Annotated in this window: 21 protein-coding genes and 2 pseudogenes; 4 read left to right on the top strand and 19 right to left on the bottom strand. The window is 40.7% G+C overall.

Annotated elements, in window-relative coordinates; genetic code table 11:
* Nucleotides 1-2: 2 nt before the first annotated feature.
* A complete protein-coding gene (locus FD16_RS02905; RefSeq protein ID WP_010621526.1) occupies nucleotides 3-632 on the top strand; it encodes an HAD family hydrolase in 630 nt (209 codons plus the stop codon).
* Between the two features lie 48 nt (nucleotides 633-680).
* Here FD16_RS02905 and spxB read toward each other — a convergent pair.
* Both spxB and FD16_RS02895 read right to left on the bottom strand, forming a co-directional pair.
* Nucleotides 681-2,500 (bottom strand): annotated as a pseudogene (spxB, locus tag FD16_RS02900) (pyruvate oxidase).
* A 331-nt stretch (nucleotides 2,501-2,831) separates the two neighbouring features.
* Nucleotides 2,832-4,373, bottom strand: a complete 1,542-nt coding sequence (locus tag FD16_RS02895; protein WP_010621525.1) for an ABC-F family ATP-binding cassette domain-containing protein — start codon at nucleotides 4,371-4,373, stop codon at nucleotides 2,832-2,834.
* A gap of 140 nt (nucleotides 4,374-4,513) precedes the next feature.
* Here FD16_RS02895 and FD16_RS02890 point away from each other — a divergent pair, with 140 nt between their 5' ends.
* Entirely contained in the window at nucleotides 4,514-4,891 is a 378-nt protein-coding gene (locus tag FD16_RS02890) for a VOC family protein (RefSeq protein ID WP_010621524.1), read from the top strand.
* Nucleotides 4,892-5,201: 310 nt separating this feature from the next.
* On the opposite strand, the gene FD16_RS02885 is transcribed toward FD16_RS02890, so the two are convergent.
* The 5 genes and pseudogenes from FD16_RS02885 to thrC all read right to left on the bottom strand — a co-directional run bounded on the left by FD16_RS02885 (nucleotide 5,202) and on the right by thrC (nucleotide 11,429).
* Complete coding sequence (locus FD16_RS02885; RefSeq protein WP_076625530.1) at nucleotides 5,202-6,347, bottom strand: MFS transporter; 1,146 nt, start codon at nucleotides 6,345-6,347, stop codon at nucleotides 5,202-5,204.
* A gap of 65 nt (nucleotides 6,348-6,412) precedes the next feature.
* Nucleotides 6,413-7,307, bottom strand: a pseudogene (locus FD16_RS02880) (bile acid:sodium symporter family protein).
* Between the two features lie 281 nt (nucleotides 7,308-7,588).
* Nucleotides 7,589-7,924, bottom strand: a complete 336-nt coding sequence (locus FD16_RS02875; protein WP_010621522.1) for a metal-sulfur cluster assembly factor — start codon at nucleotides 7,922-7,924, stop codon at nucleotides 7,589-7,591.
* A gap of 24 nt (nucleotides 7,925-7,948) precedes the next feature.
* Nucleotides 7,949-9,703, bottom strand: a complete 1,755-nt coding sequence (gene ilvD / locus FD16_RS02870) for a dihydroxy-acid dehydratase (RefSeq protein ID WP_010621521.1) — start codon at nucleotides 9,701-9,703, stop codon at nucleotides 7,949-7,951.
* A 250-nt stretch (nucleotides 9,704-9,953) separates the two neighbouring features.
* Nucleotides 9,954-11,429 carry a threonine synthase gene (gene thrC, locus FD16_RS02865; protein WP_010621520.1) on the bottom strand — a complete coding sequence of 492 codons (1,476 nt, stop codon included), beginning with the start codon at nucleotides 11,427-11,429 and terminating at the stop codon, nucleotides 9,954-9,956.
* A 107-nt stretch (nucleotides 11,430-11,536) separates the two neighbouring features.
* Here thrC and FD16_RS02860 point away from each other — a divergent pair, with 107 nt between their 5' ends.
* Nucleotides 11,537-12,820, top strand: a complete 1,284-nt coding sequence (locus FD16_RS02860; protein ID WP_010621519.1) for a homoserine dehydrogenase — start codon at nucleotides 11,537-11,539, stop codon at nucleotides 12,818-12,820.
* A gap of 16 nt (nucleotides 12,821-12,836) precedes the next feature.
* Nucleotides 12,837-13,703: a homoserine kinase gene (gene thrB / locus FD16_RS02855; RefSeq protein WP_010621518.1), complete on the top strand. Its 867-nt coding sequence runs from the start codon at nucleotides 12,837-12,839 to the stop codon at nucleotides 13,701-13,703.
* A gap of 101 nt (nucleotides 13,704-13,804) precedes the next feature.
* On the opposite strand, the gene FD16_RS02850 is transcribed toward thrB, so the two are convergent.
* From FD16_RS02850 to sufC, 12 genes are all read right to left on the bottom strand, one after another.
* A complete protein-coding gene (locus FD16_RS02850; RefSeq protein WP_010621517.1) occupies nucleotides 13,805-14,728 on the bottom strand; it encodes a hypothetical protein in 924 nt (307 codons plus the stop codon).
* Nucleotides 14,729-15,070: 342 nt separating this feature from the next.
* Nucleotides 15,071-16,366, bottom strand: coding sequence for an MFS transporter (locus FD16_RS02845; RefSeq protein WP_010621516.1), 1,296 nt, complete (start codon nucleotides 16,364-16,366; stop codon nucleotides 15,071-15,073).
* Between the two features lie 19 nt (nucleotides 16,367-16,385).
* A complete protein-coding gene (gene leuD / locus FD16_RS02840) occupies nucleotides 16,386-16,970 on the bottom strand; it encodes a 3-isopropylmalate dehydratase small subunit (protein WP_010621515.1) in 585 nt (194 codons plus the stop codon).
* Complete coding sequence (gene leuC, locus FD16_RS02835; RefSeq protein ID WP_010621514.1) at nucleotides 16,970-18,343, bottom strand: 3-isopropylmalate dehydratase large subunit; 1,374 nt, start codon at nucleotides 18,341-18,343, stop codon at nucleotides 16,970-16,972. Before leuC ends, leuD begins: the two co-directional genes overlap by 1 nt.
* Nucleotides 18,324-19,406, bottom strand: a complete 1,083-nt coding sequence (gene leuB, locus FD16_RS02830; protein WP_010621513.1) for a 3-isopropylmalate dehydrogenase — start codon at nucleotides 19,404-19,406, stop codon at nucleotides 18,324-18,326. The genes leuC and leuB overlap by 20 nt, the downstream gene beginning before the upstream one ends.
* Nucleotides 19,406-20,569: a 2-isopropylmalate synthase gene (locus FD16_RS02825; protein WP_010621512.1), complete on the bottom strand. Its 1,164-nt coding sequence runs from the start codon at nucleotides 20,567-20,569 to the stop codon at nucleotides 19,406-19,408. Before FD16_RS02825 ends, leuB begins: the two co-directional genes overlap by 1 nt.
* Before the next feature lie 721 nt (nucleotides 20,570-21,290).
* Nucleotides 21,291-21,605 (bottom strand): metal-sulfur cluster assembly factor, encoded by a 315-nt coding sequence (locus FD16_RS02820; protein WP_010621511.1) that lies wholly within the window; start codon nucleotides 21,603-21,605, stop codon nucleotides 21,291-21,293.
* 45 nt (nucleotides 21,606-21,650) lie between these two features.
* Nucleotides 21,651-23,054 carry a Fe-S cluster assembly protein SufB gene (gene sufB / locus FD16_RS02815; protein WP_010621510.1) on the bottom strand — a complete coding sequence of 468 codons (1,404 nt, stop codon included), beginning with the start codon at nucleotides 23,052-23,054 and terminating at the stop codon, nucleotides 21,651-21,653.
* Entirely contained in the window at nucleotides 23,047-23,502 is a 456-nt protein-coding gene (sufU, locus tag FD16_RS02810; protein WP_010621509.1) for a Fe-S cluster assembly sulfur transfer protein SufU, read from the bottom strand. Before sufU ends, sufB begins: the two co-directional genes overlap by 8 nt.
* Complete coding sequence (locus FD16_RS02805; RefSeq protein WP_010621508.1) at nucleotides 23,489-24,727, bottom strand: cysteine desulfurase; 1,239 nt, start codon at nucleotides 24,725-24,727, stop codon at nucleotides 23,489-23,491. Before FD16_RS02805 ends, sufU begins: the two co-directional genes overlap by 14 nt.
* The gene (gene sufD, locus FD16_RS02800) at nucleotides 24,708-26,000 is read right to left on the bottom strand and encodes a Fe-S cluster assembly protein SufD (protein ID WP_010621507.1); all 1,293 of its coding nucleotides are present in this window, start codon (nucleotides 25,998-26,000) and stop codon (nucleotides 24,708-24,710) included. The genes FD16_RS02805 and sufD overlap by 20 nt, the downstream gene beginning before the upstream one ends.
* Nucleotide 26,001: 1 nt before the next feature.
* On the bottom strand, nucleotides 26,002-26,835 hold the full coding sequence (gene sufC, locus FD16_RS02795) for a Fe-S cluster assembly ATPase SufC (protein ID WP_010621506.1): 834 nt from the start codon (nucleotides 26,833-26,835) through the stop codon (nucleotides 26,002-26,004).
* Nucleotides 26,836-26,997 lie beyond the last annotated feature (162 nt).

The raw sequence follows: 26,997 nt of genomic DNA, 5'->3' as shown, positions 1-26,997 counted from the left end.
AAATGCTAAAAAACTTTATTTTCGATATTGATGGAACGTTAATCGATACAATTAATATGTACATGCCCGCAATGAAGACCACATTGGAAAAATATGGCTATCATGTTAGTAAGGATGACATGCGCATGTTGTTTGGCATCACAGCCATTGACGCCTTACGTGGTGCTCATGTTAAGGAAGAAGACATTCAACCGCTATTCAAAGAATGGTTTGCACTTGCTTATCAAAATAGTGACAAAGTGACTGTCTTCGATGGTGTAGATGAAACACTCAATACAATGTCACAAAGACCAGACATCAATCTTGTAGTGGCAACGTCCAAAACTACCGAAGAGTACAAGAACGAGTTTGAAACTCACTTTGGCATTGCAAAATACTTCAAAGCACACGTTACTGCAGATGATACTAGTAAGCACAAGCCAGACCCAGACCCGGTGATTGCAGGATTCACAAAGGTTAATGGGAAACCAGAAGAATCTGTATATATTGGCGACACTATTAATGATTTAAAGGCTGCCCACGCCGCCGGGGTTAAATTTGGTGCTGCTCTTTGGGGTTCTGCGCAACCGGAAAACCTAACCAAAGCGGACTTTTCATTAGAGAAGCCACAGGATTTACTTGAACTTATCTAAAACAAAAAAATTACCGCTAGCAAATTTCTGCTAACGGTAATTTTTTTATTAATTCAAATCAACATTATACTTGTCGATGAAGTACTGCAAAGGTTTAAGTTCCTGAGCATCATAATGTGCAAATAATTCTGGCAACGTCTTAATATCTGGACGGGAATGGTTCACATTGTAGACAGGGCTAACTGATTCTTTAATCTTACCATCTTCAACCTCAACCTTGAGGGCTTCAACCGGAAATGCCCTCTTATTGGTAATTTTAGCGTTGATTAAAAATGGTTTCCCTGCAGACAAAGCTGCCACTGCTTTTTCGACTGCGCCTGGTAATTCTGAACTCTTGGTGACAGTTGTTGCTTCAACACCTAATCCTTCAGAAGCCTTGGCCCAGTCAGCATCTTCAAGATCAATCCCACTGTAATCCTTCATATCAACATCGTCTTGCTCGCCCTTAATAAATCCTAAGACGCAATTGCTAGTAACGATGTTTAAAATTGGCAGTTTATATTTCTTTTCAGTAATCAGATCCTGCATAACCATTGAAAATGCACCGTCACCTTGAATCGAAACGACCTGACGATCTGGATAATTTAGTTTAGCCGCAATTGCGCCAGGAATACCAGATCCCATCGTAGCGAATAGCGCTGAAACGGTCCACTTATTCTTTGGTCCAACCTTCAGATAACGTAGCGTGTTGATCGTATTATCACCAACATCCAGTGAAACAATGGTATCCGGTGTTGCTACCTGATTCAGTGTCCGATACAGCTGTGGTGCTTCAAGTGGATCACTTTCACGATCGTAAGTCTTATTGATGTATTCTTTCCAATTATTATTATCAGCCACGGCTGCATTGTAGTAAGGACGATCAGAAACTTCTGTACTTCGGTCAAGCATCTTGTCAACAAACTGACTAGCATCTGACCAAATGCCCAGGTCAAGATAGTGGTGACGTCCAAATTCAGCTTCATCATGATCAACCTGGACGAATTTATAATTTTTATGGCGTGGATAAACATTGTTTGCAAATGGGAAATCGGCTCCAATGGCAATGATCAAATCTGAAATATCAATCATTTCGTTAGCAGACTTTGATCCGGCGCGGTTAACAACACCAATGTGTCCTTCATACTCCTCATCAATCAAGCCTTTTGCTAAGCCAGTCATAATTACCGGAATCTTCAACTTCTTTGACAATTCAATTAACTGATCACCATGATCTTTAATACCTTTACCAACGTGGAAAACTGGTCGTTTTGCGTTCTTAATTAAATCAAGCACCTGGTCGACCTCTTCGTCAGTTGCTTCTGGTTCCTATTGTCACTTGGTGAAACCGAGCTGTAAGGTTCCTCAGGAATTTCAACCATCCCAAAATCATTTGGAATGATAACAACTGCAACGCCACTATGCTTGTATGCTTCACGAATTGCCTTATCTACCACGTAAGGAAGACTTTCAGCAGTCATGACTGTTCTAGCATAGCAAGCAACATCTTGAAAAATTGGATTTTCATCAAATTCCTGAAAGAAATTGTAGTTCATATTGTAATGAGGAACCTGACCAACCAAAGCTAATACCGGCGCATGATCTTCACGAGCATCATATAAGCCATTTAGTAAATTAACAGCACCAGGTCCAGCTGAACCAAACGTTACTGCTACTTTACCAGTTAGTTTAGCTTCGGCAGCAGCAGCCAGTGCTCCAACCTGTTCATGACGAATTTGAATGTATTTGATGTTGTCCTTTTCGTCTTCTAATGCAGACATTGTTGAATTAAATGAACCACCAGGATAACCATAGACTTGTTTTACTCCCCAAGCTTCAAGCACCTTCAACATTGCAACACTCGCACGTACAGTCTTCTTATCAGACATAAAGCACACTCCCTTTTCCAAGTAATATTTTTTCTTGTTTACAGGTATAAACTAGCACTTTATGAAACCGTTTACAAGGACGATGCCCATCTTTTTTCACAAAGATTAAAATCATATTTTGTGCTATTATTAACAACCACTTTCCTATGATATCAATGATTACACTGATATTATTTATTAAATGCGACTGGTTGCATAAAAATGGGTGGAATTAAATTCACAATCTAAGCTATTTTTAAATAAAAATGATTGAATATTTTTTAATTTATCAATTGATAATAAAAAGCTGAGAATTTTAAAAATTCTCAGCTTCATTCCATTAATAATGCTCTTACTTTAAACTAAGCTTCTCAACGTTCAAGATTTTGTCGACCCAGCCGGTATAAAAACTCTCTTCGTGACTAACCAAAATCAGATTGCCGGGAAACTTTTTAAGGGCTTTTTTCAACCCTTCTTTTGTTTCATCGTCTAAATGATTGGTTGGTTCGTCCATAATCAAGAAATTACTTGGTGTTAACTCTAAAATAGCTAATTTAACTTTAGTTTGTTCCCCACCGGACAACAGGTTCATCTCTTTCATGGCATTGGCTGCGTTAATACCAGCACGTGCCAGTCTTGTCCGAATCGTTTTTGGCAACATAGTGGGAAACATATTTTGAATAGTTTGTAATGGGGTGAGTGTATTATCATCCCAAACTAAGTCTTGATCAAAATAATTAATTTTGGCAGATGGTGAGAATTTTGAACTACCACCCTTTGCCGGTATCTTGCCCAAAATAGACTTAATCAAAGTTGACTTACCAACACCGTTAAATCCTTTGAAAATTAGTTTTTCACCCATTGTCATTGAGAAAGTCACCGGTGCAAGTAATGGTTTATTATATCCCGCAGATAATTCTTCAACCCTTAATGCATTTTGAGAACCGGTATCCTCATAAGGAAAATCAAACGTGGCAACTAAATTCTCTGACGGTGGATCAATTTTATCCATCCGGGCCAGCATTTTCTCACGTGATTTCGCCATTGTGGACTTAGAACCAGCTTTATTTTTTCGAATGAAACGTTCTGCCTTTTCAATCTCCACTTGTTGTTTCTCGTATTCACGCAGTTGGGTTTCTTTTCGTTCCTCTTTTTGCCGCATTGCCTGCTGAAAACTACCACGATATTTAGTGATTTTACCGAATGATACATCACAAATACAGTTTGTAACCTTCTCCAAGAAATCGTAATCGTGTGAGATTACCATTGCTGCGCCATCAAAATCATTCAAATAATCGATTAGCCACTCAATATGAGCAGTATCCAAGTAGTTTGTCGGTTCATCTAGCAAAATAACATCCGGATGTTCCAACAGTAGTTTGGCTAAAATAATTTTTGAACGCTGCCCACCACTCATTTCGGCAACAATATGATCGTCACCCAACTCGTTGAGTCCTAATCCAGTTTTAACCCGATCAATTTCAGTTTCAATATCATAGAAGTTGCGTGCTTCTAATTGTGCCTGATATCGCCCTGCCCGTTCTAATAATTTGTCGTCCATATTTTCAGCATACTTGGTATAGCAATCATTCATTTGATCGTTAATCTCATACAGATCATCAAATGCAGTGTGCAGAAATTGAATCAGTGTTGTGCCGTCTTCAATATCTGCATACTGATCAAGGTACCCGATTCTAATATGATTTTGCCACTTAATATTACCTTCAACTGGCAAAACGGTTCCCGTCAGGATCTTAATTAAAGTACTTTTACCTGCTCCGTTTTGTCCGACGATTCCCATGTGATCACTAGCATTAAGCTGAAAACTGGCATCGTCATATAATTTTTTATCGGCAAAGCTCATGCTTAGGCCGTCTACTTCTAATAAACTCATTTCTCTTCCTTTTCTTAAACCGTTGAATAATTTCATTCAATCGTAGTCACTAATAAACAATGTTAACACTAGCATAGGCCAATTAACAACGTCAATTTCTATGCTATACTGAAATCAAACCGTAAATAAGGAAGATAACTATGAAAATTAAAGATATGGATCATATTACACTGACAGTAACTGATTTAGCACGCAGCACCCGCTTTTACCACGAAGTTTTTGATATGCCAGTCATTGAAACTGATGATGGTAGACAAACACTACTTTGTGGTAAACAAGCCATTAAATTGCAACTAGTCGATCATCCCCACCTGCCAGTTGCCGGTAAACCAACACCAGGATCAGCGGACTTTTGCTTCATCGTCAAGGACCCTTTAGATGACGTTAAAAACCATCTGGAAAGCTATTACGTCGATATTGTGGAGGGCCCAGTAGAACGCGATGGCGCACACGGTAAAATTAAATCAATTTACGTTAACGATCCGGATAATAATTTAATTGAAATTTCGGAGTACTAACCAGAGTGCGCAAGAGACACAGTTTGAGGCTGTGGAATAAGAGCACTTCGGGTATTGATCGCGCCTTTTGCGAATGATACCCGAAGTGCTCTTATTCATTAAGCCTCAGTGTCTCTGGAGCACGTTTCAAATCATAGATAGTGTAACAAACACGGTTTGAGACCGATATGTAACGCAACTATGACCATTAATTGTCAAAGATCGACGATCAATGGTCATAGTTGCGTTACATGTTGGTCTCAGCGTTTGTGGAGCTCATTTCAGCAAATAAAAGATCACAATTACTATGGCTTAAGGTATACTAGTATTTCTAATTTTTAACGTCACCAACAGTCCGACCTTCTTTAACGCGCAAACGATCCTTAACCGATCCCGCATGCCACAATGCTTTAGTCGTTGGTATCAAAAATAGTACATTAGCAACTTCCAAAATTGCCGTTGCCATAAACACACTCTGATAACTGAAGATACTAGCAACAACTGCACCCATCATCGGACCACCAACACTGCCCATCGCCTGAAATGATTGATTGTAACTAAAGATTCGTCCAAACCCACTTTTAGGTACATAGTATGTCATTAGTGACTGAATGGCTGGCAACAGTGCCGCATCGGAAATTCCCAGCAAAGCTCTCAACACACCTAATTGCCAGATATTGGTCACAAAGCTCATTGGAATAAAGCAGATGATTGCTATTAGTAGGCCATTCACCAATACCTTTTCGGGGCCAATATGGTCACTGAGCATCCCCAATAACGGTGAAGCAATCAATGTCACCACGCCCGGTAGTGAAGTGATAATTCCACTCACCAATGCGACCCTGCTTTGGTCCTTTGCTAATTCTTTAATCAGCAAACTAATCACGGACGTCATTGACATATTGGCCGCCTGAATTACCATAGTTGTCACAAAGAGTCCCCAAATCAACATTGGGTACTGAATTTGATGAAAAATCTGTTTGACTGGAACCATCTGTGATTTACTGATCGGTGTAAATTGTTCATGCACAAATAACGCTGTCGTTACAAATACTACTAACATCATTACACCAGTAACGTAGTACGATTCACGATAACCAAAAGTATCAGCCAGCACGCCTCCCAATAATGGTCCAAGAAGCGTACCAACCACGTTACCCGTGGCCAGCGTTCCAAGAGCTTTACCGCTTTTCTCAATTGGTACGCTGGCGGCCACAATCGCGTTGGCGTTATTAATATAACCTGAAAAACATCCTTGAATTGCTCGAAGAACTATCAAAATCCAAACATTGGGTACAAACCCGCATGCTGTGATGGTAAATGTCATTCCTAGCGAAGCTCTTAAACACATCGGCTTGCGGCCATATTGGTCGGCTAATTTACCCCAGTATGGTGAAACAATTGCTTTATCCAGAAATGTAATCGCAAATGCAACACCAGTTAGTATATTCAGTTGCCATTTATTGAAATCACCCAGCGTCTCTGTGGACTTAATTAGGTGTGCACTTTGATTAAAATTAAATTACCTACTATTATATGGATCTATCCTGCAACATGAGCATTGGCATTAGCATGTGCGTGCATTGATGCATGCTCGCGTGCTTGCACCTTATCGGTATGTGTACGCCAGTATGATGACAATACCGAACCAGAGATGTTGTGCCAGATACTAAAGATCGTTGAAGGAATAGCTGCAGCCGGTGCAAAATACTTCAATGCTAGAGTAGCACCTAAGCTTGAATCCTGCATTCCAACTTCAAAAGTAATTGCCTTACGTTGTGGATCACGTAAACGAATAATTTTTGAAAACAGGAATCCGAGACCGTAACCAGACAAATTGTGAAACTAGAGGCAGAGCTTCTGTAATTTTATCAATGTGCTTACCAAAAATTGAATGAACTACCACCCCTAAGACAATTGGTACAATAACGATTTCAATTGTGCTTAAGAACAGCGACTGAGTAGGAATAGTAACGTACTGGCCAGCATATAACAGTAACAAACCTGGTAATGCAACCGGTGCGATGATCGTTGATAAAGTTTCGATTGAAACATCCAATGCAACATCACCACCGGCTAAGTATGCCATCACACTTGATGAAGTCCCACTTGGGCAAGAACCAACTAAGATAACCCCGGCTGCGGTAGCACCCTGCAGATGAAATATTAAACAAAGTACCCAAGCAATTAACGGCATGATGACGTAATGAGCAACGGTACCTAAGATAACAGGAACAGGTCTTTTAACAATACGAGCAAAATCTTCACCTCGTAATGTTAATCCCATTCCAAACAGGATAATTCCAAGTAAATATGAGGTGTTTGGTACTACCCATGCGCTTGTTTTGGGTACAAAATAATTAAATTCCGCCCAAATAATAACTAATAATGTAAACCAACGACTAACTAGCTTCCCTAATTGTGCTACTTTTGTCATAATATTAAGTCCCTTCTATGTGTTCAATACAAAGTTCCAATTCAAAATCAATCTCTTGTTTTTTCTAATATATGTTCGAATGTTGTATGTATTGGTGACTAGCTTTTACTAGTGCACCTTTGTGATGATCTGTTAATTGAGTTTTTCTGACTTATTGAAACGTGTTTTGAATGCCAGTTCACTGCGCATAACCCGATTACTAACACGATCCCACAACCCAGGGATCATTTAATGACACACATTAATGCTCGTGATCTAACCGTTTGGCTCTGCGCTCTGTTTTAGCCGTGATATCCCAGTGCCATCCTTGCGTAACGACTCATCTTTGCCGGTGACCACGCCGGTTCCCACACAATCTTAATCTTGACATCATTAACTTCCGGTAGTTTTTCTAACGATGTTTCGATCATGTTCTGGAGAACTTGTGAAATTGGACAACCGACCATCGTTAACGTCATCGTGACGGTCACAACACCGTCCGTCATGCTCAAACCGTATATCAAGCCCAAATTCACCAAATCAATTCTCAATTCAGGATCAATCACATTTGATAGCTGATCCAGCATCCGATCTTGTAAGTCAGTAACCGCATCCTTTTCTTCGGTTTCACTAGCCATAACGATCGCCTACCTTTTGGCTATTTAATTTTTATCGTCTTCTTTACCAAATAACTCATCTGCACCCAGCATTACACCACCAGTATTAGCTGATGTTACTAGATATTGATAACGTGCCAAATATCCAAAACGAACCTTAGACTTAAATGGCTTTAATTCCTTGCGCCGGCGGGCAAATTCTTCTTCACTAACGTGAGCGTCCAAAGTCCTGTTCTTCAAATCGATAGTAATTTTATCGCCATCATGAATTAAAGCAATTTCACCACCCGAAGCTGCTTCAGGTGAAACATGACCAACACAGATTCCGTGAGTTGCACCAGAAAAACGACCATCTGTAATTAATCCAACGTCACGCCCAAGACCACGACCGATGATATCAGAAGTTGGATTCAACATTTCTGGCATACCTGGTCCACCCTTAGGGCCCTCATAACGAATGACAACAACGTCGCCCTTCTGAACGGTTCCATTATCAATTCCTTCAACAGCTTCATCATGAGAATCAAAACAACGTGCAGTCCCGGTAAATTCATGAATATCTGGATCAACACCGGCAACTTTGATAACTGACCCTTCTTTAGCAATGTTGCCAAACAGAACTGACAAACCGCCCTCCTTAGAGTAGGCATTATCGATTGTACGAATAACTTCTGTATTCAAGCTATGCGCATCCTTAACATTTTCACGAATAGTTTTACCGGTAACAGTCATCCGGTCCGGATGTAAAATACCGCCCTTTTCGATCAATTCATTCATGATTGCGGGGATTCCACCAGCTTCATGAACTTCTTCCATCGTATAGGATGACGATGGAGCAATCTTTGCGATATGTGGAGTTCTCTTTGCAATTTCATTGATATCCTTTTCTTCATAAGGAATACCAGCTTCATGAGCAATTGCTAATCCATGTAATACGGTGTTTGTAGAACCACCCATTGCCATATCAAGAGCAAATGCATCATCAATCGCATCTTTAGTTACAATATCACGTGGCTTAATATCAGCTTTGATATTTTCCATCACACGGCGTGCAGCCTGGCGTACAAGTTCGCGTCGTTGCTGCGACACGGCTAGTGCTGTACCGTTATATGGCAAAGCCAAGCCAAGTGCTTCCATCAATGAATTCATTGAATTAGCAGTATACATACCTGAACATGAGCCACAACTTGGGCAGGCATTTTGTTCAAGCTTCAAAAAATCTTCTTTCGACATTTTACCGTCTTTAAACGCACCAACAGCTTCGAAAACTGTTGATAGTGTAGCTGCCTTACCGTTTGGATCAAGTCCAGCTTTCATTGGACCACCAGACACAAAGGCACAGGGCACATTTGTCCGTAATGATGCCATCAGCATCCCAGGTGTAATCTTGTCACAGTTTGGCATATATAAAACACCATCAAACCAATGAGCATTAATTACCGTTTCTGCTGAGTCTGCAATCAATTCACGACTTGGAAGCGAGTAACGCATTCCAATATGTCCCATAGCGATCCCGTCATCAACACCAATTGTGTTGAATTCAAATGGGATTCCGCCGGCTTTTCTAATTTCTTCTTTGGCAATATCTGCCAGTCCCCGTAAATGAACGTGCCCGGGAACAATTTCTATGTACGAGTTACAAATTGCGATAAACGGTTTTTTCATGTCTTCGGGATTTTTAACCTGGCCAGTCGCATATAATAGACTGCGTCCAGGAGCCCGATCGACACCGACAGTAATTTCATCACTGCGTTTTTGCATATCTTTACCGCTAACGCTGAAATTTAACGTGTCGCTCATTAATAACCAACCCCCAAATATTTAATTGTCAAATTCCGAATCTTAAGTAAAACATCCTATTTCGTTCGGATAATTAGAACTTTATCACTATTTGTTTAATTGTCAACGCAATTTTCTAATTATTTTCTAATCTTACATAACTTTCTCTCATCTTTATAGTTATACCCTGTATGTTACTTAAAAAAATTAAGTCACATAAAAAACACCGTTAGTGACACATCGTGCGTCACTAAGAGTGTTTTAATTAATTTCATAAATTATCTTGAATGTAATCCTTCATCGCATCTGGCTGCACAACCACTTCTTGACGAGGTGTTAAATCAAAGAGTGCAGCAACTCCACCGGGCAGTTGACCGCCTAGTAGCCGATTAAGTTCATTAACTGCATTTAATCCAGTCCACTTACTTTTCCCATTGATCGCGGTCAAGACTGTTTCAGGGAACTTATATGGGCTAGCTGTTGAAAGCACAACAGTTGGCGTATCAGGATCATTTTCCTGATAACGATGAGCAACTGCAGATCCTACTGCGGTATGTGGATCAATTGCATAGCCGGTTTCATCATATACACGTTTAATTTCAGCCTGAATTTCTTTTTCATCAGCAGATCCAGCTGCAAAATCAACTAAGCCAGCTTTCATATCGTCATTGATTTGATAGGACCCATCACTGGCCAACTGAGCCATTAGCTTACGTACCTGTGCGTCATCCTGTCCAGCAATATCAAACAGCAGTCTTTCCAAGTTACTGGAAACCAAGATATCCATCGATGGAGAATTCGTTAGATAAAATGGGCGGTTGCGATCGTACTTACCAGTCGCAAAGAAGTCAGTTAGAACGTTATTTTGGTTGGAAGCACAAATCAATTTATTGATTGGTAACCCAATTTTCTTTGCATAATATCCCGCAAGAATATCACCAAAGTTGCCTGTAGGCACAGTAAAGTTAACCTTATCCCCCATCTTAATTTCATGACGTTTAGTTAACTGAGCATACGTGTAAAAATAATAAGCTACTTGCGGAATCAGACGTCCAATATTCATTGAGTTAGCCGAAGAAAATTGATGTCCTGTTCCAGCCAACCATTCATTAAATTGCTGATCTCCAAAAATCTTTTTTACGTTAGTTTGAGCTTGGTCAAAGTTTCCTTCGACGGCAACAACTTTTAAGTTTTTCCCTTGTTGAGTCAGCATCTGACGTAACTGTACGGGGCTAACACCATTATGAGGATAAAAAACGATTACTTGTGTGCCTTCAACATCTTGAAAACCACGCATTGATGCTGTTCCCGTATCACCCGAAGTTGCGGTTAAAATAACAATATCACTGTTAACACCTTGGTCTTTAACCGCACGAGTCATCAGTTGCGGCAATACTTGTAAAGCTAGATCCTTAAACGCAAGTGTTGGTCCGTGAAATAATTCCATGTAATAACTGCCAGCCGTTTTATCTGTTAACGGTACAATTTGATCGTCATCAAACTGCTGACCATAGGCAGCTACAACACTTTCTGACAACTCCTGATCAGTATAGTCATCAAAAAACCAGCTTAATACAGTATTAGCAGTCTCTTGATATGACAAGCCAACAAAATCATTTAGGTCTACCTTGGGTTGTGGAAAATCAACGGGGACATACAGTCCGCCATCTGGGGCTAGGCCTTGAATAATCGCTGCAGGTGAATCAATGGATTCTGACTGTGATCCTCTAGTACTCCGATATTTCATTAGAAAGTTGTCCTCCGGTTTTTCATAATATTCTCATTATATACATGCGCAATGCATTTGGCTATGATAAAATGGTAGAAATGATGTCGAAAATGAGGTGCTCATATATGGAAACAATCAAAATAGGATTGGTCGGCCTCGGCACTGTTGGGAGTGGTGTTCTCCAAATGGTGGAAAATAATCAAGATAAAATATCTAATATCACCGGCCGAAAACTTAGCGTCAAAACAATTGTAGTGAGAGACGTTCATAAACACCGTAATGTTGACACAGAAAATATTCACTTAACCACTGAACTGGATGACATTATTAACGATCCAGAGATTAAAATTGTAGTGGAAGTAATGGGTGGCATTCATCCCGCCAAAGAAACTATTACTGCTTTACTTAATGCAAAAAAACATGTGGTAACTGCTAATAAAGACCTAATTGCATCTGAAGGTGAAGAATTGACCTCCATTGCTCGCAAAAATAAATGTGACCTGATGTACGAAGCAAGTGTCGCTGGAGGAATTCCAATTCTGCGCACAATTGTCAACAGCTTTGCTGCTGATCAAATCACTGAAGTTAAAGGAATTGTGAACGGTACTACCAACTATATTTTAACCCAAATGCAACAAAAAAACTGCAGTTATGACGAAGCACTACAAAAGGCTCAAGAATTAGGTTTTGCCGAATCGGACCCCACAAACGACGTGGATGGTATTGATGCGGCTTACAAAATGATTATCCTGAGCCAGTTTTCTTTCGGAACACATTTGAAATTAGACGAAATGAAAATTCAAGGAATTCGCAAAATGCAGTTAACAGATGTTGAACAAGCTTCTCAGCTGGGCTACACAGTTAAATTACTGGGAATTGCTCGTCGTATTAACGATGGTGTTTTTGCTGAAGTCGGTCCAGTACTTGTACCAGCTGACCACCCGCTCGCAACCATTAACAATGAAAACAATGCTGTTATGGTAACCGGTCAAGCGGTTGGTGAAACTCTATTTTACGGACCAGGTGCGGGTGGCTTGCCAACTGCCAACAGTGTCCTGAGTGATATTGTTTCTGAAACCAAAAACATTGTGCTTGGTACTACCGGCAATTCATTCAACAATTATCAAAATGAAGCTGACCACGTCAAGGCTAGCGAGATTGTTTATCCTTACTACTTATCTTTGAAAATGCCAGATATCCCTGGTCAGATGTTGAAGGTTACCCAAATCATGACTAAGATTGGTGCCAGTTTCAGTCAAATTGTTCAAACTAGAAACGATAACGACTCAGCTCGGGTCGTTATCATCACGCATGACATGTCAAAGACACAACTTGCACAACTCAAAGAAGAACTGGATCAAAAAGACTCAATCGACCTCTTGGCCGCTTATAAAGTTCTATCTAACTAAAGGAAGTAAATCAATTATGCGCATTAAAGTCCCCGCAACCAGTGCGAATCTCGGCCCCGGATTTGATTCAATCGGCATTGCCGTGTCTCTATACCTAACAATTGATGTCATCGGTAAAAGCGATCACTGGTTAATTCATCATGATCTTGGCGATGAGGTTCCGAGTGATGAATCCAATTTAATTTTAAAAACGGCACTCAAATTAGCACCGGATTTAGCCCCCCACGAGTTTAACATGGTATCAGAGATTCCAGTCACTCGTGGACTAGGCAGTAGCTCTGCAGCCGTCGTGGCTGGCATTGAGATCGCAAATCAACTTGCTGGTCTAAACTTAACTGATCAGCAAAAAATTGAATTTGCATCTCAAATCGAAGGACATCCCGATAACGTCGCACCTGCCATTTTTGGCGATCTTGTCATTGGCACAAATATCGATAGCCATTTTGTCGCCATTAAAGCGCAGTTCCCTCGTTTATCGTTTGTCGCCTATATTCCAGACTACGAGCTAAAAACAAGTGATAGCCGTGGCGTCTTGCCAAAAACATTAGACTTTAAAGATGCAGTTCACGCCAGCGCTGTTGGTAATACGTTTGTGGCATCGTTATTTACTAAAAACTATGATGTACTTGGCCAGTTGATTGAAGATGATCAGTTCCACGAACCTTATCGACAAAAGCTTGTACCTGAATTATTAAAGATTCGCGCAATATCTCATCGTTGTGGCGCATTGGCTACTTACTTAAGTGGTGCAGGACCAACAGTAATGACAATTATCGATGATAAAAATCTTAATAGATTCAAACAAGCCTTAATTGACAATGGTCTCACAGCTAATACTGTTTCTTTGTCAATTGTTACAGACGGTGTTCAAGTTATTGAGTAGTATCCAGAGCAGAGGCATTAGTATCTGCTCCTTTTTTATTTATATTTAGACAAAAGCAACGGAATGCTCAAAATCATTCCGTTGCTTTTGTCTAAATAATACTAACCTTTGTGATGTTGTTGACCATTATTTCTGTTTCTTTGACGCGCACTTAATTTGTTAGCCTCTGCCTGCTTGGCAGCTTCTTCTTTTCTCCTGATTTCTTCACGTTGTCGTTCCTGCTTATCGTGAGCTTCCATCAATTGTTGCCATGTTTCTGCGTGCCCAGCTTCCAAAGATTTCGTAAAATGGTTCATATCTTTAACATTTCTAACATTCTCTGGGATCGTCTCTAACGCAGCTTGGTCCTCTTTAACAATTTGTTCTTGCTGATTTAATTGAGAAATAATTTCCCGATAGTCGGCATCATCGCTATTGTAAGATTGCGCAAATGGTTCAATGGCTTCGTCATAGTTGGCTGCCAAATCCGTTTTAATATCATCTAGTTTAGCCTGAACCGGTTTTAGTTCATCTTTTTTCTTTTGTGCATATTTAACTAGCTGTGGACGATACTTACGCCAATAGAAATAACGATAAAAGCCATAGAATATTGCCAAGAAGAAAAACATGGTATAGATGCTGGTAACTAAACGCTTAGTGGTTCCACCAAAATTACTGGTTGACGACCCGGTGATGAAAAATTTACCATAAATCAACGCAATTAATCCCAAAACAACTAATACTGAAACGGCAATTATTGAACGTGTCTTGAACTTTTTTTGTATCTCCACTGGGTGCTGTGCCAACTTCATCCGTTCGTCGGCTATTCTTAACTGCTGACGTAAATCCTTCACATCGTCTTTATTGAGGGCATCTTTACGAGCTTGTTTGGCCTGTCTTCCTGCTTCAGTTTCTTCGAAGTAGGGTGCTAAAAACTCATCGCGCTGACGACGAACTGCAGCCACCTTTTTTTCATCTTCAGGTAACTTTTGTGCTTTATGTAAGGTATCAAGTAATGCATCACGATCCATAGAATCAATATCCATAATATAGTCTCCTAATTGTTTTATGGTACTAGTATATCAGAGTGTCAAACAAAGCGCATAGACGCTGGTGATATAAGTAAGATAATCGTGAATCGGTGAATTTCCGATTGGCGATTATCTTACTTATATCATGGGCATCTGCTTTGTTTGACACGTTTCAGATCAAAGTGCAAGAAAGTATTTAATCATAAGTATCTGCTTTCTTTTACCCATTTCAAAACAATAAAATTACTCGACAAATAAAAAAAGGCCTCTAACAATTAGAGGTCTTAAAAATTCTACATATATGTAACAAACTCAACAATCATCTTCCAACGCGCAAGTGAGTTAGTCGCTGAAAATTTAGCCAATATCTTTTTGATTAGTTTCATCCCCCATCGACCAAACCACAATCCCTGCGAACAGCGCAATTGCACTGATTGTCCAGAAAATCATGTTAGTGGTCGTAACCCTAAGCATCCATGCAACAACGATCGGCATTGCCACTGTAAATAATTTGGCAATTCCATTAGCAATCCCTGAACCACGAAATCTGAAAACAGTTGGAAATAGTTCGGCAACATAAACGGCTACAACACTAGCCATCAAAACATAGAAACAGGTAGTCAGCATAAATCCAATTACGACCACACCAGCCATTGTATCTTGACGTGCATAGAAAATACCGAAAACGGCGGTCAAAATAAACGCTGGCACGATGGTCTTTTTACGACCGATTTTATCAACTAGGTAAGCACCAATTGCACATCCCACCGGTGCACCAAGCATCATCAAAGTTGAAAGGCCAAGTGAACCAGAAACATTAATACCACGTTTAACTAACAGAGTCGGTACCCACGAAGTAAACGTATATTGGCAAATAATCGTGGCAGAAACGGCAACGATGGCAACAAACAAACTGATGCCGATTGAATGGTGAACAGATTCACGTTTAGTTTTCTGTGGTTCATCAAAATTGTCGCTACCATTTACTTCCAATTGTTCAATAATCGCTTCTGCTTGATCACTTTTCCCGTGAGCCATCAACCAGCGAGGTGATTCTGGAATATCACGACGTAAGTACCAAAGAATGGCCGCAATAACACCAATCCCCATGAACATTACCCGCCAACCAAAGTGAGGAATAATTGCGTAACACAACAACATCGTGATGGGTGCACCTGAATTGGCAATCAGTGAAACTCCGGCGCACCATTTACCTCGACTGTGAATTGGAGCAAATTCGTTCACCATGGCGTAACCAGTCACAATTTCGGAGCCTAATCCGATGCTGGACATTACCCGACAAATTGTCAGTATCGCCATATTTGGCGCAAACGCAGCTAAAAAGGTGAAACCACCAAACAATAACAGATTAATTTGGTAAGCCACGCGACGACCTTTTAGATCACCAATGAATCCGGCAATTAGTGATCCGATAAATAGCCCAAGAAATCCGCTTGATAGGAAATACGATTCCTGCGATAAAGTTGCCCAGCCTGATTTTAAGACAGAACTACCAACTGAACTTGCCATGTAGACATCGGCTGCGTCCAAAAACATTCCACCAGCAACTAGTGCAAAAATTTTATAAAATAAAGGTGATTCATGTGTGCGATCAATTCTTCTCTGTAGTTCTATGCCATTTTGTATTTCCATAAGCAGTACCTTCTCTCAATTAGTTATAGCTGGGAATATTGGCCTCATAATTCTCAATTTGATCTTCATATCCCATTGTGATGGCAATGTCATCCAATCCGTTAATAAACTTGTGCTTCCACAGTGGATCAATATCAAATGGAAAAGTATAATCTTCGTACCGTACTTCCTGATTTGGTAAATCAACAGTAATTTCAGCGTCCGGAGCAACGGCTGCTAAAATTTTACGTTGGTCTTCAGGTAAAATAATTGCTAAAACTCCATTCTTAGTACTGTTCATGTAGAAGATATCGCTGTACCCACCAGCAATAACAACTTTAAAACCCCAGTCTTTCAATGCCCACACGGCGTGTTCACGAGACGAACCACAACCAAAGTTATCGCCTGTCACAAGAATTTCTGCTCCTTGTCGCTCTGGTTTATTCAAAATAAAGTCAGGATTAGGCTTATTTGGTGCAACATAGCGCCAGTCAAAGAAAAGATTCTTTCCGTAACCAACTTTTAAGATATTTTTCAAAAATTGCTTTGGAATAATTTGATCAGTGTCAATGTTCTCACGCATTAGTGGAATACTTGTACTTGTTACAGTCGTAATTGGTTCCATTAGGCTTCTTCCTTTCTGATATCAACAAAGTGGCCATTAATCGCCGCATAAGCAACCATCGCTGGACTGGCCAGATGGGTTCTTGAACCGGCACCTTGCCGGCCCTCAAAGTTACGGTTTGAAGTTGACGCACAATGTAATCCGGCTGGTACTTGATCGGGATTCATCCCCAGACAAGCTGAGCAACCAGGTTCACGCCATTCGCAACCAGCATCCTTAAAAATTTGATCAATTCCCATTTTTTCAGCGGCCTTTTTAATAGCTCGTGATCCGGGGACAACGAGTGCTTGCATTCCTTCAGCAATATGATGACCCTTCAAAATACTTGCGGCAATTTTCAAATCTGACAAGCGACCGTTTGTACATGAACCGAAGAAGATAAACTGAATTGGAATGTCAGTTGCCTCTTCTCCAGGATGTAGTCCCACGTAGTCGTATGCCTTTTGATCGTCATCATTCTTGATCTCAGGTAATTTTTGATCAACAGGAACCGACATACCCGGGTTAGTACCCCAAGAAATGAATGGTGCAAGATTACTAACGTCAAAGTCGATGACTTGATCAAAGGCCTCTGGACTATCGGTATAATACTGTTTCCAGTCTTCGATTGCTTTGTCCATATTCTTTGGTGCATATTTACGACCAGCCACATAATCAAATGTTGTTTGATCTGGCTTAACCATACACATCTTGGCGCCGCCTTCAATTCCCATGTTGCAAAGTGTCATTCGTTCTTCCATGCTCATATTTTCAATAGTGTCGCCGTACATTTCAACTGCGTTACCAGTTCCAAATGCCACACCCTCACGAGCAATGATGCCCATGATAATATCCTTTGCGTATACACCATGAGGTAACTTGCCATGAACATGAATACCCATTGTTTTAGGCTTTGTTTGCCAGATTGTTTGCGTAGCTAAAACGTGTTCAACTTCGCTCGTGCCAATTCCAAAAGCAATGGAACCAAAAGCACCATGAGTTGCAGTGTGTGAATCACCGCAAACAATCACCATGCCAGGTTGTGTTAATCCCAATTGAGGACCGACAACGTGGATAATACCCTGATCTTCATGTCCCATCCCCGCCAAACGAATGTTAAAGTCTTTCGCATTCTTAGCAAGTGTCTCAATCTGCTTTCTGGAAATTGCATCTTGAACGTTGAAAATATCCTTCGTTGGCACGTTATGATCCATCGTGGCAAATGTTTTATCTGTTCGACGAACCTGACGATTATTCTCACGCAGTCCTTCGAAAGCCTGCGGTGAAGTAACTTCATGAAGTAAATGAAGATCCACATAAATTAATTGTGGCTCACCGGGTTTCCCGGATATAACGTGTCGATTCCAAAGTTTATCAAACATTGTCTGTTGCATAACTGTGCCTGCTTTCTTTTATTGAACTAATAATTGCTGCCGTAACTTCCTTTGTTGTTGCGTGCCCACCTAAATCAGGAGTTACGACCTGCTGACTAATTACTTCATTAATTGCATTCGTAATTTCAGTTGCGAGGTCCTGACGGTCAAAAGAGTTAGCCAGCATCATAGCCACTGATTTAACCATCGAAATTGGATCCGCAATCCCTTTACCTGCGATGTCTGGTGCTGAGCCATGGATTGGTTCATATAGTGCTGGTCCATTACTGCCTTGACTCATAGAAGGAATGGTTCCAAGAGAACCCGTAATCTCAGCCGATTCATCACTGAGAATGTCGCCGAAGAGATTTTCGGTTAAAATCACATCGAATTGATCGGGACTAGAAATTATCTTCATCGCGGCGGCATCCACATAACTTGTGTCGTAATTAACCTGTGGATAATCCTGAGCAATTTCACCGACAATCTCACGCCAAAACTTACTGGTAGCAAGAACGTTCGCTTTATCAACCAAAGTAACGTGATTGCGACGCTTAGTCGCCATCTCAAATGCTAGCTTGGTAATGCGTTGAATTTCCTCTTTCCTGTAACGCATTGTATCTAATGCATAATCTGCCGTTTTCTCTCGTGGAGTACCAAAGTAAATCCCACTGGTTAACTCACGAACAATCACAAAATCAACCGGATTCTCATTCTTGATTGGTGAATATTGTCTCATCGCTTCACTGATTGCAGTAGGACGAATGTTAGCAAATAAATTTAATTCCTTGCGAATCTGCAACAGCCCAGCTTCTGGACGTTTCTCTGCATTATCCCATTTAGGACCACCAATCGCCGCTAGCAAAATTGCATCGCTTTGTTGACAGGTTGCCAGTGTTTGCGCCGGCAATGGATCTCCTGCTTGATCAATGGCTGCACCACCAAATGGTTCTTCATGAATTTGATAATTGAATTTACCATCTTCACTAACGGCTTTAAGGACCTCCAAACCCGCTGCCATAATTTCGGGACCAATGTAGTCGCCGGCTAATACGGCGATCTGAGCTGTTTGATTCTTTTGCATTATGCAACCACCTCTTTGACTTGTTTCATAATATTGCGAAGATCATCTTCACCAACAATGGCTGTATGATCAGCTTTATTCTTAAAGATTGGGAAGATCTTTTTCATGTCATCTCGATCAACATCGAAGCCCATCTTGTTGAGTTTAGTCATGACAGCATGCGAACCGGAAAGTTTGCCCAGTGGCAATGTCGTCTTATGTGCACCCACAGTTTCGGGGGTAATAATTTCATATGTGTTAGGGTTCTTCAACATGCCATCTTGATGAATCCCTGATTCATGAGCAAAGGCGTTTGCGCCAACCACGGCCTTGTTATGTGGCACTGGCATCTTAGCGTAATCACTAATCATGTCACTGGTTTCTTTGGTTTCTGCCAAGTTGATATTGTCAGTTGCATCGTAGTAATTCTTGCGAACATAAAGAGCATCTGCAACTTCTTCTAGTGCTGCATTACCGGCACGTTCACCAATACCATTGATGGTACCTTCAATTCTGGTTGCCCCGTTTTTAATCGAAGCCAGACTGTTTGCAACGGCCATTCCCAGATCATCATGACAGTGAACGGAGAACGTTACATCGTCAAATGATGGAATATGTTTTTGCATGTACTGGAATAATTCAGCAAACTCTTCTGGATTGGTGTAGCCAACCGTATCTGGAATATTAATAACTGTTGCACCAGCATCAATAGCCGTTTGAATTGCTTCGCAAAGGTAATCGTGTTCTGTTCTGGTGGCATCTTCTGGTGAAAATTCAACGATGTCGAAAAATTGATGTGCGTATGTAACGGTGTCCTTGATTGTGTCGAGCACTTGTTGTTTTGTCATATGTAACTTTGAATCACGGTGAACTGGGCTAGTAGCAATGAAAACATGAATTTGCTTATGAGCAGCATTGGCAGTTGCCTTCACGCATGCATCAATGTCTCCCTTACGTGCTCGTGCAAGACCAGTTACGCAAGTATGTTTGACGGCATTAGCAACGGCGCTCACGGCTTCAAAGTCTCCTTCAGATGCAACGGGGAAACCAGCTTCAATACAATCAACGCCCCACGCTTCAAGTTGTTTAGCAATCTCTACCTTTTCTTCAATGCTGAAATTAACCCCAATTGTTTGTTCCCCATCACGCAATGTTGTATCGAAAAATTGAATTTGTTTTGTCATAATGTATCACCTTTCCTTATCCTTAACTTCTGTTTACTAACAATAAAAAAAGCACCCCATCTGAAATGGGGTGCTGGTCAAGCCCCATTTCATAACGCAAATAGGACTCGACATATAATTGTCAGAGTCCTGCGTCATAATAATAAGGCTTGAAGATTTGAGGCTACAGCTGAAGTAGCGTTTTGAATGTATGTTTTGATCATTGCTTGTTTCATGGTTGTAACCTCCTTCAATTTGATATTCCTAACTTAACATTCATTATGAGAGAATGCAACCTTGTTTTTAATATTTCTCATTTTTTGTATTTGGACTTGAAATATTTATGCTTGCAAAACATTGATATAGCAAAGATTACGTAGTAACCACATTTAACAATTATTTTTTTGTTGTTTGTGTTTGTTTTCATTATTAAAAAATGAGAAAGTTAGTGTGACTTATACTGATGTTATTTTACAGAAATTTTTAATTCTGAAACGTGTAAAAAGAAGCAAATGCGCATAAAATAGCCGGGATTATGACCGGCCCAAGTTCAGGACCAATCATAATTCCGGCTATTTTAGACGCATTTTTTCACTTCTTTTTGCACTCTGGGTTTTCTGAAACGTGCAAAAACACACAGATGCACATAAAATAACGGGGTTAATGACCGATCACAAAACCCGTGATCAATCATTAACCCCGTTATTTTAAACGCATCTAACCGTGTGTTTTTGCACTCTACTTAGTGTATTCCCAACTCCATCCGGGCCTCTCTCGACATTTTTTCAATTGACCATGCCGGTTCCCATACTAAGTTGATTTTTACTTCTTTAACCTCGTCAAAACCTTGTAGTTCTTCCGTGATTGCGTCATTTAGATAATCTGTTAATGGGCATCCTGCAATTGTTAATGTCATTGTGACCACACAGTTACTATCTTCGTCTAATTCAACGTTATAGATCAATCCTAGGTTCACGATATCAATACCGAGTTCTGGATCGATGACATTTTCCAATGCGGCAAGTGCCCGCTCCTTAAATGGTGTCTCGTTACTCATTTGAAAGTCCTCCTTGCTTTTTTGCCCACCAACTAGCTGACATTATTAGCCAATTGATCCTTCCATTTCGAAACTAATTAGTCTGTTCAATTCAACAGCGTACTCCATTGGCAGCTCTTTTGTAAATGGTTCAACGAAACTCATGACAATCATTTCCGTTGCCTTAGCCTCCGAAATACCGCGACTCATCAGATAATATAACTCCTCTTCAGAAATTTTAGAAACTTTAGCTTCGTGTTCCATGGACACATTACTATTCAAAATTTCATTATATGGAATCGTATCACTTGTCGACTTATCGTCCATGATTATAGTATCACATTCAACGTGAGCAAACGAGCCATCCGAATGGCGACCAAACTTAATTTTACCACGATAATCAACCGCACCGCCGTCCTTCGAAATCGACTTTGACACAACCGATGACGATGTATTAGGAGCATTATGAATCATTTGGGCACCCGTGTCGGAATCAATATTTTTACCAGCAACGGCAATCGACAACATTGTGCCACGGGCCCCCTCACCATTCAAATAAACTGAAGGGTACTTCATTGTCACTTTAGATCCAAGGTTGCCATCAACCCATTCCATGACAGCATTATCTAAGGCTTGGGCACGCTTGGTTTCCAAACTATAAATATTGTTAGACCAGTTTTGAATGGTTGTGTAACGGCAATATGCATCTGGCAAGACGTTAACTTCAACAACCGCTGCGTGCAAACTATCCTTTGAATAAGTTGGGGCCGTACAACCTTCAACATATTCAACATGAGCCCCTTCATCAACTATGATCAAAGTCCGTTCAAACTGACCAGACTCTTCAGCATTGATTCGGAAATACGACTGGATTGGCGTCGTCACTTTCACGCCCTTCGGCACGTAAATGAAAGTACCACCAGACCAAACTGCAGAGTTCAGCGCTGCATACTTGTTATTCGTCGGTTTAACGAGCTTACCAAACCACTTACGGAATAACTCGGGGTACTTCTTCAAAGCAGTATCAGTATCAGTAAAGATAATCCCTAATTTTTCAAAAGACTCTTCCATGTTGTGATAGACAACTTCAGACTCATATTGAGCTGAAGAACCAGCCAAATACTTTCGTTCAGCTTCTGGCACACCTAACTTGTCAAATGTTGTTTTAATTTCCTGAGGAACATCATCCCAGTCACGGTACTGCTTATCGGTGGCCTTTTGATAGAAGGTCATATTGTCCAAATCCAACTTAGTCAGATCCGGACCCCAGGCTGGTTCAGGCATCTTTAAAAACGCCTGGTATGATTTCAAACGGAAATCAAGCATCCACTGAGGTTCTTCCTTTTCGGCGGAAATTTGACGAATAATATCCTCGTTAATTCCTTTGCCGGTTTGGAATGCGTAGTCGATGTCGTCATGAAATCCAAATTCATAATCTTTATCCTGAATAATGTCTTTAACATCAGCCATTCTTTTCAGCCTCCTTCTTTTCTAATAACTCATCAAGCGCATGCCATGATAACGCCGCACACTTAATGCGAGTCGGAAATTCTGCGACAGTGCCAATCACTGCAGCATCCCCAAGCTCGTCTTCAGCCTCTTCGCTGATTTCTTTACCCATAATCAAATTAGAAAAATCAGTGATCAACTCACGCGCATGTTCCACTGGTTGACCAGTCAACGCCGTGGTCATCATGCTAGCAGAAGCTTGCGAAATTGTGCAGCCACTACCCTCGAAGTATAATTTTTCAATTTTATTATCATTAATTTGAACCTGAACACTGATGACATCACCACAAGTTGGGTTACGTAACTCCAGTTCGCCGTTAGCCTCTGGTAGCTTACCCTTGTGATGTGGATGCTGTGAATGATCTAATACAACCTCACGATATAATTGATTTAATTTAGCTAGCCCCATTGTTAAAGAACTCCTTTACTGCTTCGATCGATTCAATTAAATGATCTGCTTCAGCTTTCGTGTTGTAGAAATAGAAACTAGCACGAGCAGTTGCTGTAACGTTTAAATATTCCATTAAAGGCTGTGCACAGTGATGACCAGCGCGAACAGCAATCCCCTCCATGTCCAGACCAGTTGCGACATCATGAGGATGTAAGTTATCCAAATTAAATGCCATCACACCTGTATGTTTGGCTGGATCATGGGGACCGTACACTGTCACACCATCAATGGCCACTAATTTGGGTAATGTGTATTCTACTAATTCATGTTCATAAGCTTCAATATTGTCCATTCCTAAATCGTTTAAGTAATCAATGGCAGCACCAAATGCGATTGCACCACTAATATTTTGTGTACCGGCTTCAAATTTCCAAGGTAATTCCTTCCATGAAGCCGTCTGATGATGGACAAAATCAATCATTTCACCGCCAAATTGTGCCGGCGGCATTTGATTAAGTAAGTCTTCCTTGCCATATAAAGCACCAATTCCAGTTGGCGCCAACATTTTGTGACCTGAAAATGCGTAAAAATCAACATCCAAATCCTGAACGTCAATCTTCATATGGGGAGCAGCTTGAGCCCCATCTGCGATCATGTATGCACCATGAGAATGAGCTATCTTAGCTAATTCTTTAATGGGATTAGTGACGCCCATGACGTTAGCTGCCTGTGCAATTGACACAATTTTGGTGTCGTCCGTAATCTTCTGGCGAGCATCGTCCATGTCAAGCTCACCATCTTTAGTGAGCCCAATATACTTCAGCGTCGCGTGCTGTTTAGCAGCTACCTGTTGCCACGGAACAACATTACTATGGTGTTCCAGCTCGGAAATAACTATTTCGTCACCTTCATTAACCACCAAATTGCCGAAACTACTAGCAACCCAGTTCAATCCTTCAGTCGTTGATCGTGTGTAAATCACCGTTTTGCGGCTAGGAGCATTAATGAACGCAGCAATCTTATCGCGTGCCGCTTCAAAACTGGTTGTTGCGCGTTCGGCTAGTGTGTGAACACCGCGATGAACATTTGCATTATCGTGTTCGTAATAACGCATAATTTCATTTAAAACCGCCATCGGTTTTTGAGTGGTCGCAGCATTATCTAAGTAAACTAACTCTTCGCCATTAACTTGTTGGTCTAAAATTGGAAAATCTTTTCTCGAATTATTCAGTCCGTTGTCCATTGATTAGCTTCCTTTCGATCATTGCAATCATTTGGTTACGCACAGCGGCAATTGGAATTTCGGTTAAAACAACCCCCAAAAATCCCAAAATAACCAGTCGTTGAGCAACTTCTTTAGTTAAGCCACGACTCATTAAGTAATACAACTGTTTTTGATCAACTCGACCAACACTGGCTGCGTGCCCAGCGATCACATCGTTTTCATCAATTAAGAGAATTGGATTAGCATCCCCACGAGCCTCTGGCGACAACATCAAAATTCGGTTTTCTTGTTGGGCTTTTGAACCATGAGCTCCGTGAATAATTTTACCAACACCATTAAATACTAGTGCAGACTTTTCAAGCAAAACGCCACGTTGCAGGATGTTACCCTCTGAATGTTTTCCATAATTTGTAACACTGGTATCGATACCTTGTGTCTGTTTGCCAGTCGAAATGGCAACTGTCTGAACCTCGGCATGAGAACCGGTACCTTTTAGATCAGAATCAAAATCTGCAATCGTGTTGCCATCATTTAAGACACCCATCGTCCAATCAATTTCTGAATCTTTTTCAAGATGACCTCGACGATTAAAGTAAGCATTAGTTTTTTCACTCAAAGAATCTAGTGAAGAAAATTTGATATGACTACCTGGTCCTGAAATCACCTCAACAGCAACACTCGCAGGATTTTCAGCATCACCAATGGTCTCAGTTCTCTGAAGTACCTGAACACTACTGTTGTCGTCTGTCACAATCACGTTATGATTCACAAAATTAGTTTTTTGACGACTGTCCTGAACCTGCAACAAACTGATAGGTTCTTTAATTGAAACGTCATGAGGAACATACAGGAAAACACCACTATCCATCAACGATGCATTAACGGCCGTCAACCGATCCTCATCCGGCTTAATTGCTTTAGTAAATAAATATTTTGATAGTAACTCTGCATGTTTCTTAGCGGCAGTTTGCAAATCGCAAAAAACAACTCCCTGCTTCACTAAATCATCAGGAATCGCAGATTTAACAGTTGTTTTGCCAACTGAAACAAAGTTATATGATTCAGTCTCTGCCTGAATATCATCGGGAATATTGGTATTAGTCTGACCATCTTGAGCAAATTCTAGTAATGGCCAGTGACGATAATTAATCTTGGCAAACTCTGGTAATGCCAACTCTTTTGCCTTGTCCCATGAAGATTGACGTAAATCCGTTAACCACTGGGGCTCGTCATCAAATTTAGCTGCAGACAAAAGAACTGGATCGAGTGCCAATACTGCTGACTTTGGCATTCTAATCATCTCCATTTCCGGTGGCGTCTGCGGTCTGATCAACGTCGTCATCAACTAAGTTTGCATCAATGCCTAACTCATCACGTAAACCGGCGTACCCCTTTTCCTCAAGTTCTTCGGCCAATGAGGCATCCCCAGTTTTGACAATGCGGCCATCCATCATCACATGAACTTGATCTGGGTGAATATAGTTAAGTAAACGCTGGTAATGAGTAATCATCAAAGTCCCAAAATCTGGGCTAGCCATTTCATTAACGCCCTGGGCAACAACTTGGAGAGCGTCAATATCAAGACCAGAGTCAATTTCGTCAAGAATGGCAAACTTAGGTTTGATCATCATCAATTGTAAAATTTCATTACGCTTTTTTTCACCACCAGAGAATCCTTCATTTAAGTAGCGTTCAGTCATTTCTTCGGTCATGTTCAACGTTTTAATGTTTTTATCTAATTCTTTTAAGAAACTACGAATAGAGATTTGGTCATCATCCGCACGGCGTGAATTAATAGCTGCACGCATAAACTCAGCATTGGTAATTCCTTTAATTTCAGCAGGATACTGCATTGCTAAAAACAATCCTAATCTTGCGCGTTCATCAACGGGCTTGCCTAAAATACTTTCTCCATCAATGGTGACGTCCCCTTGAGTGACGATATAATTAGGATTTCCCATAATCGTTTCAGAAAGAGTCGACTTACCAGTCCCGTTAGGCCCCATGATTGCATGAGTTTCACCGGTGTTGATTGTTAAATCAACCCCCTTTAAAATTTCCCGTTCTGTTTTTTCTTCTTCATCAGTAACACTGACGTGAAGGTCTGTGACCTTAAGTGTTGACATACTGACAAGCCCCTTTCTCATTTATGTTATTAATTGCTGTCAAGCAGCGTTGTAAATTATGGTGCGATAACCATTCACGAAATAGTCATCATTAACCACGGTGCAAAACATTTCAAGTCTTATGTTATCACGTTTTACTATTTGTTCAGCAAACTGTAACAT

The organism is Paucilactobacillus suebicus DSM 5007 = KCTC 3549 (genome assembly GCF_001434475.1).
Taxonomy (GTDB): Bacteria; Bacillota; Bacilli; order Lactobacillales; family Lactobacillaceae; genus Paucilactobacillus; species Paucilactobacillus suebicus.
Note: the sequence above shows the minus strand (reverse complement) of the source record. Positions and strands in the feature narration are given on the sequence as shown.

Excerpts from the sequence above, each read along its gene's own strand:
- FD16_RS02895 (WP_010621525.1), bottom strand. The coding sequence starts at position 4,373 with ATGAGTTTATTAGAAGTAGACGGCCTAAGCATGAGCTTTGCCGATAAA.
- FD16_RS02875 (WP_010621522.1), bottom strand. The coding sequence starts at position 7,924 with ATGGCTAGTGAAACCGAAGAAAAGGATGCGGTTACTGACTTACAAGAT.
- ilvD (WP_010621521.1), bottom strand. The coding sequence starts at position 9,703 with ATGAGCGACACGTTAAATTTCAGCGTTAGCGGTAAAGATATGCAAAAA.
- sufB (WP_010621510.1), bottom strand. The coding sequence starts at position 23,054 with ATGGCTGATGTTAAAGACATTATTCAGGATAAAGATTATGAATTTGGA.
- FD16_RS02845 (WP_010621516.1), bottom strand. The coding sequence starts at position 16,366 with ATGGAAATACAAAATGGCATAGAACTACAGAGAAGAATTGATCGCACA.
- FD16_RS02820 (WP_010621511.1), bottom strand. The coding sequence starts at position 21,605 with ATGAGTAACGAGACACCATTTAAGGAGCGGGCACTTGCCGCATTGGAA.
- leuD (WP_010621515.1), bottom strand. The coding sequence starts at position 16,970 with ATGGAACCAATTACGACTGTAACAAGTACAAGTATTCCACTAATGCGT.
- sufD (WP_010621507.1), bottom strand. The coding sequence starts at position 26,000 with ATGCCAAAGTCAGCAGTATTGGCACTCGATCCAGTTCTTTTGTCTGCA.
- sufC (WP_010621506.1), bottom strand. The coding sequence starts at position 26,835 with ATGTCAACACTTAAGGTCACAGACCTTCACGTCAGTGTTACTGATGAA.
- leuB (WP_010621513.1), bottom strand. The coding sequence starts at position 19,406 with ATGCAAAAGAATCAAACAGCTCAGATCGCCGTATTAGCCGGCGACTAC.
- FD16_RS02825 (WP_010621512.1), bottom strand. The coding sequence starts at position 20,569 with ATGACAAAACAAATTCAATTTTTCGATACAACATTGCGTGATGGGGAA.
- leuC (WP_010621514.1), bottom strand. The coding sequence starts at position 18,343 with ATGCAACAGACAATGTTTGATAAACTTTGGAATCGACACGTTATATCC.
- FD16_RS02905 (WP_010621526.1), top strand. The coding sequence starts at position 3 with ATGCTAAAAAACTTTATTTTCGATATTGATGGAACGTTAATCGATACA.
- FD16_RS02805 (WP_010621508.1), bottom strand. The coding sequence starts at position 24,727 with ATGGACAACGGACTGAATAATTCGAGAAAAGATTTTCCAATTTTAGAC.
- thrB (WP_010621518.1), top strand. The coding sequence starts at position 12,837 with ATGCGCATTAAAGTCCCCGCAACCAGTGCGAATCTCGGCCCCGGATTT.
- FD16_RS02850 (WP_010621517.1), bottom strand. The coding sequence starts at position 14,728 with ATGGATATTGATTCTATGGATCGTGATGCATTACTTGATACCTTACAT.
- thrC (WP_010621520.1), bottom strand. The coding sequence starts at position 11,429 with ATGAAATATCGGAGTACTAGAGGATCACAGTCAGAATCCATTGATTCA.
- sufU (WP_010621509.1), bottom strand. The coding sequence starts at position 23,502 with ATGGGGCTAGCTAAATTAAATCAATTATATCGTGAGGTTGTATTAGAT.
- FD16_RS02890 (WP_010621524.1), top strand. The coding sequence starts at position 4,514 with ATGAAAATTAAAGATATGGATCATATTACACTGACAGTAACTGATTTA.
- FD16_RS02860 (WP_010621519.1), top strand. The coding sequence starts at position 11,537 with ATGGAAACAATCAAAATAGGATTGGTCGGCCTCGGCACTGTTGGGAGT.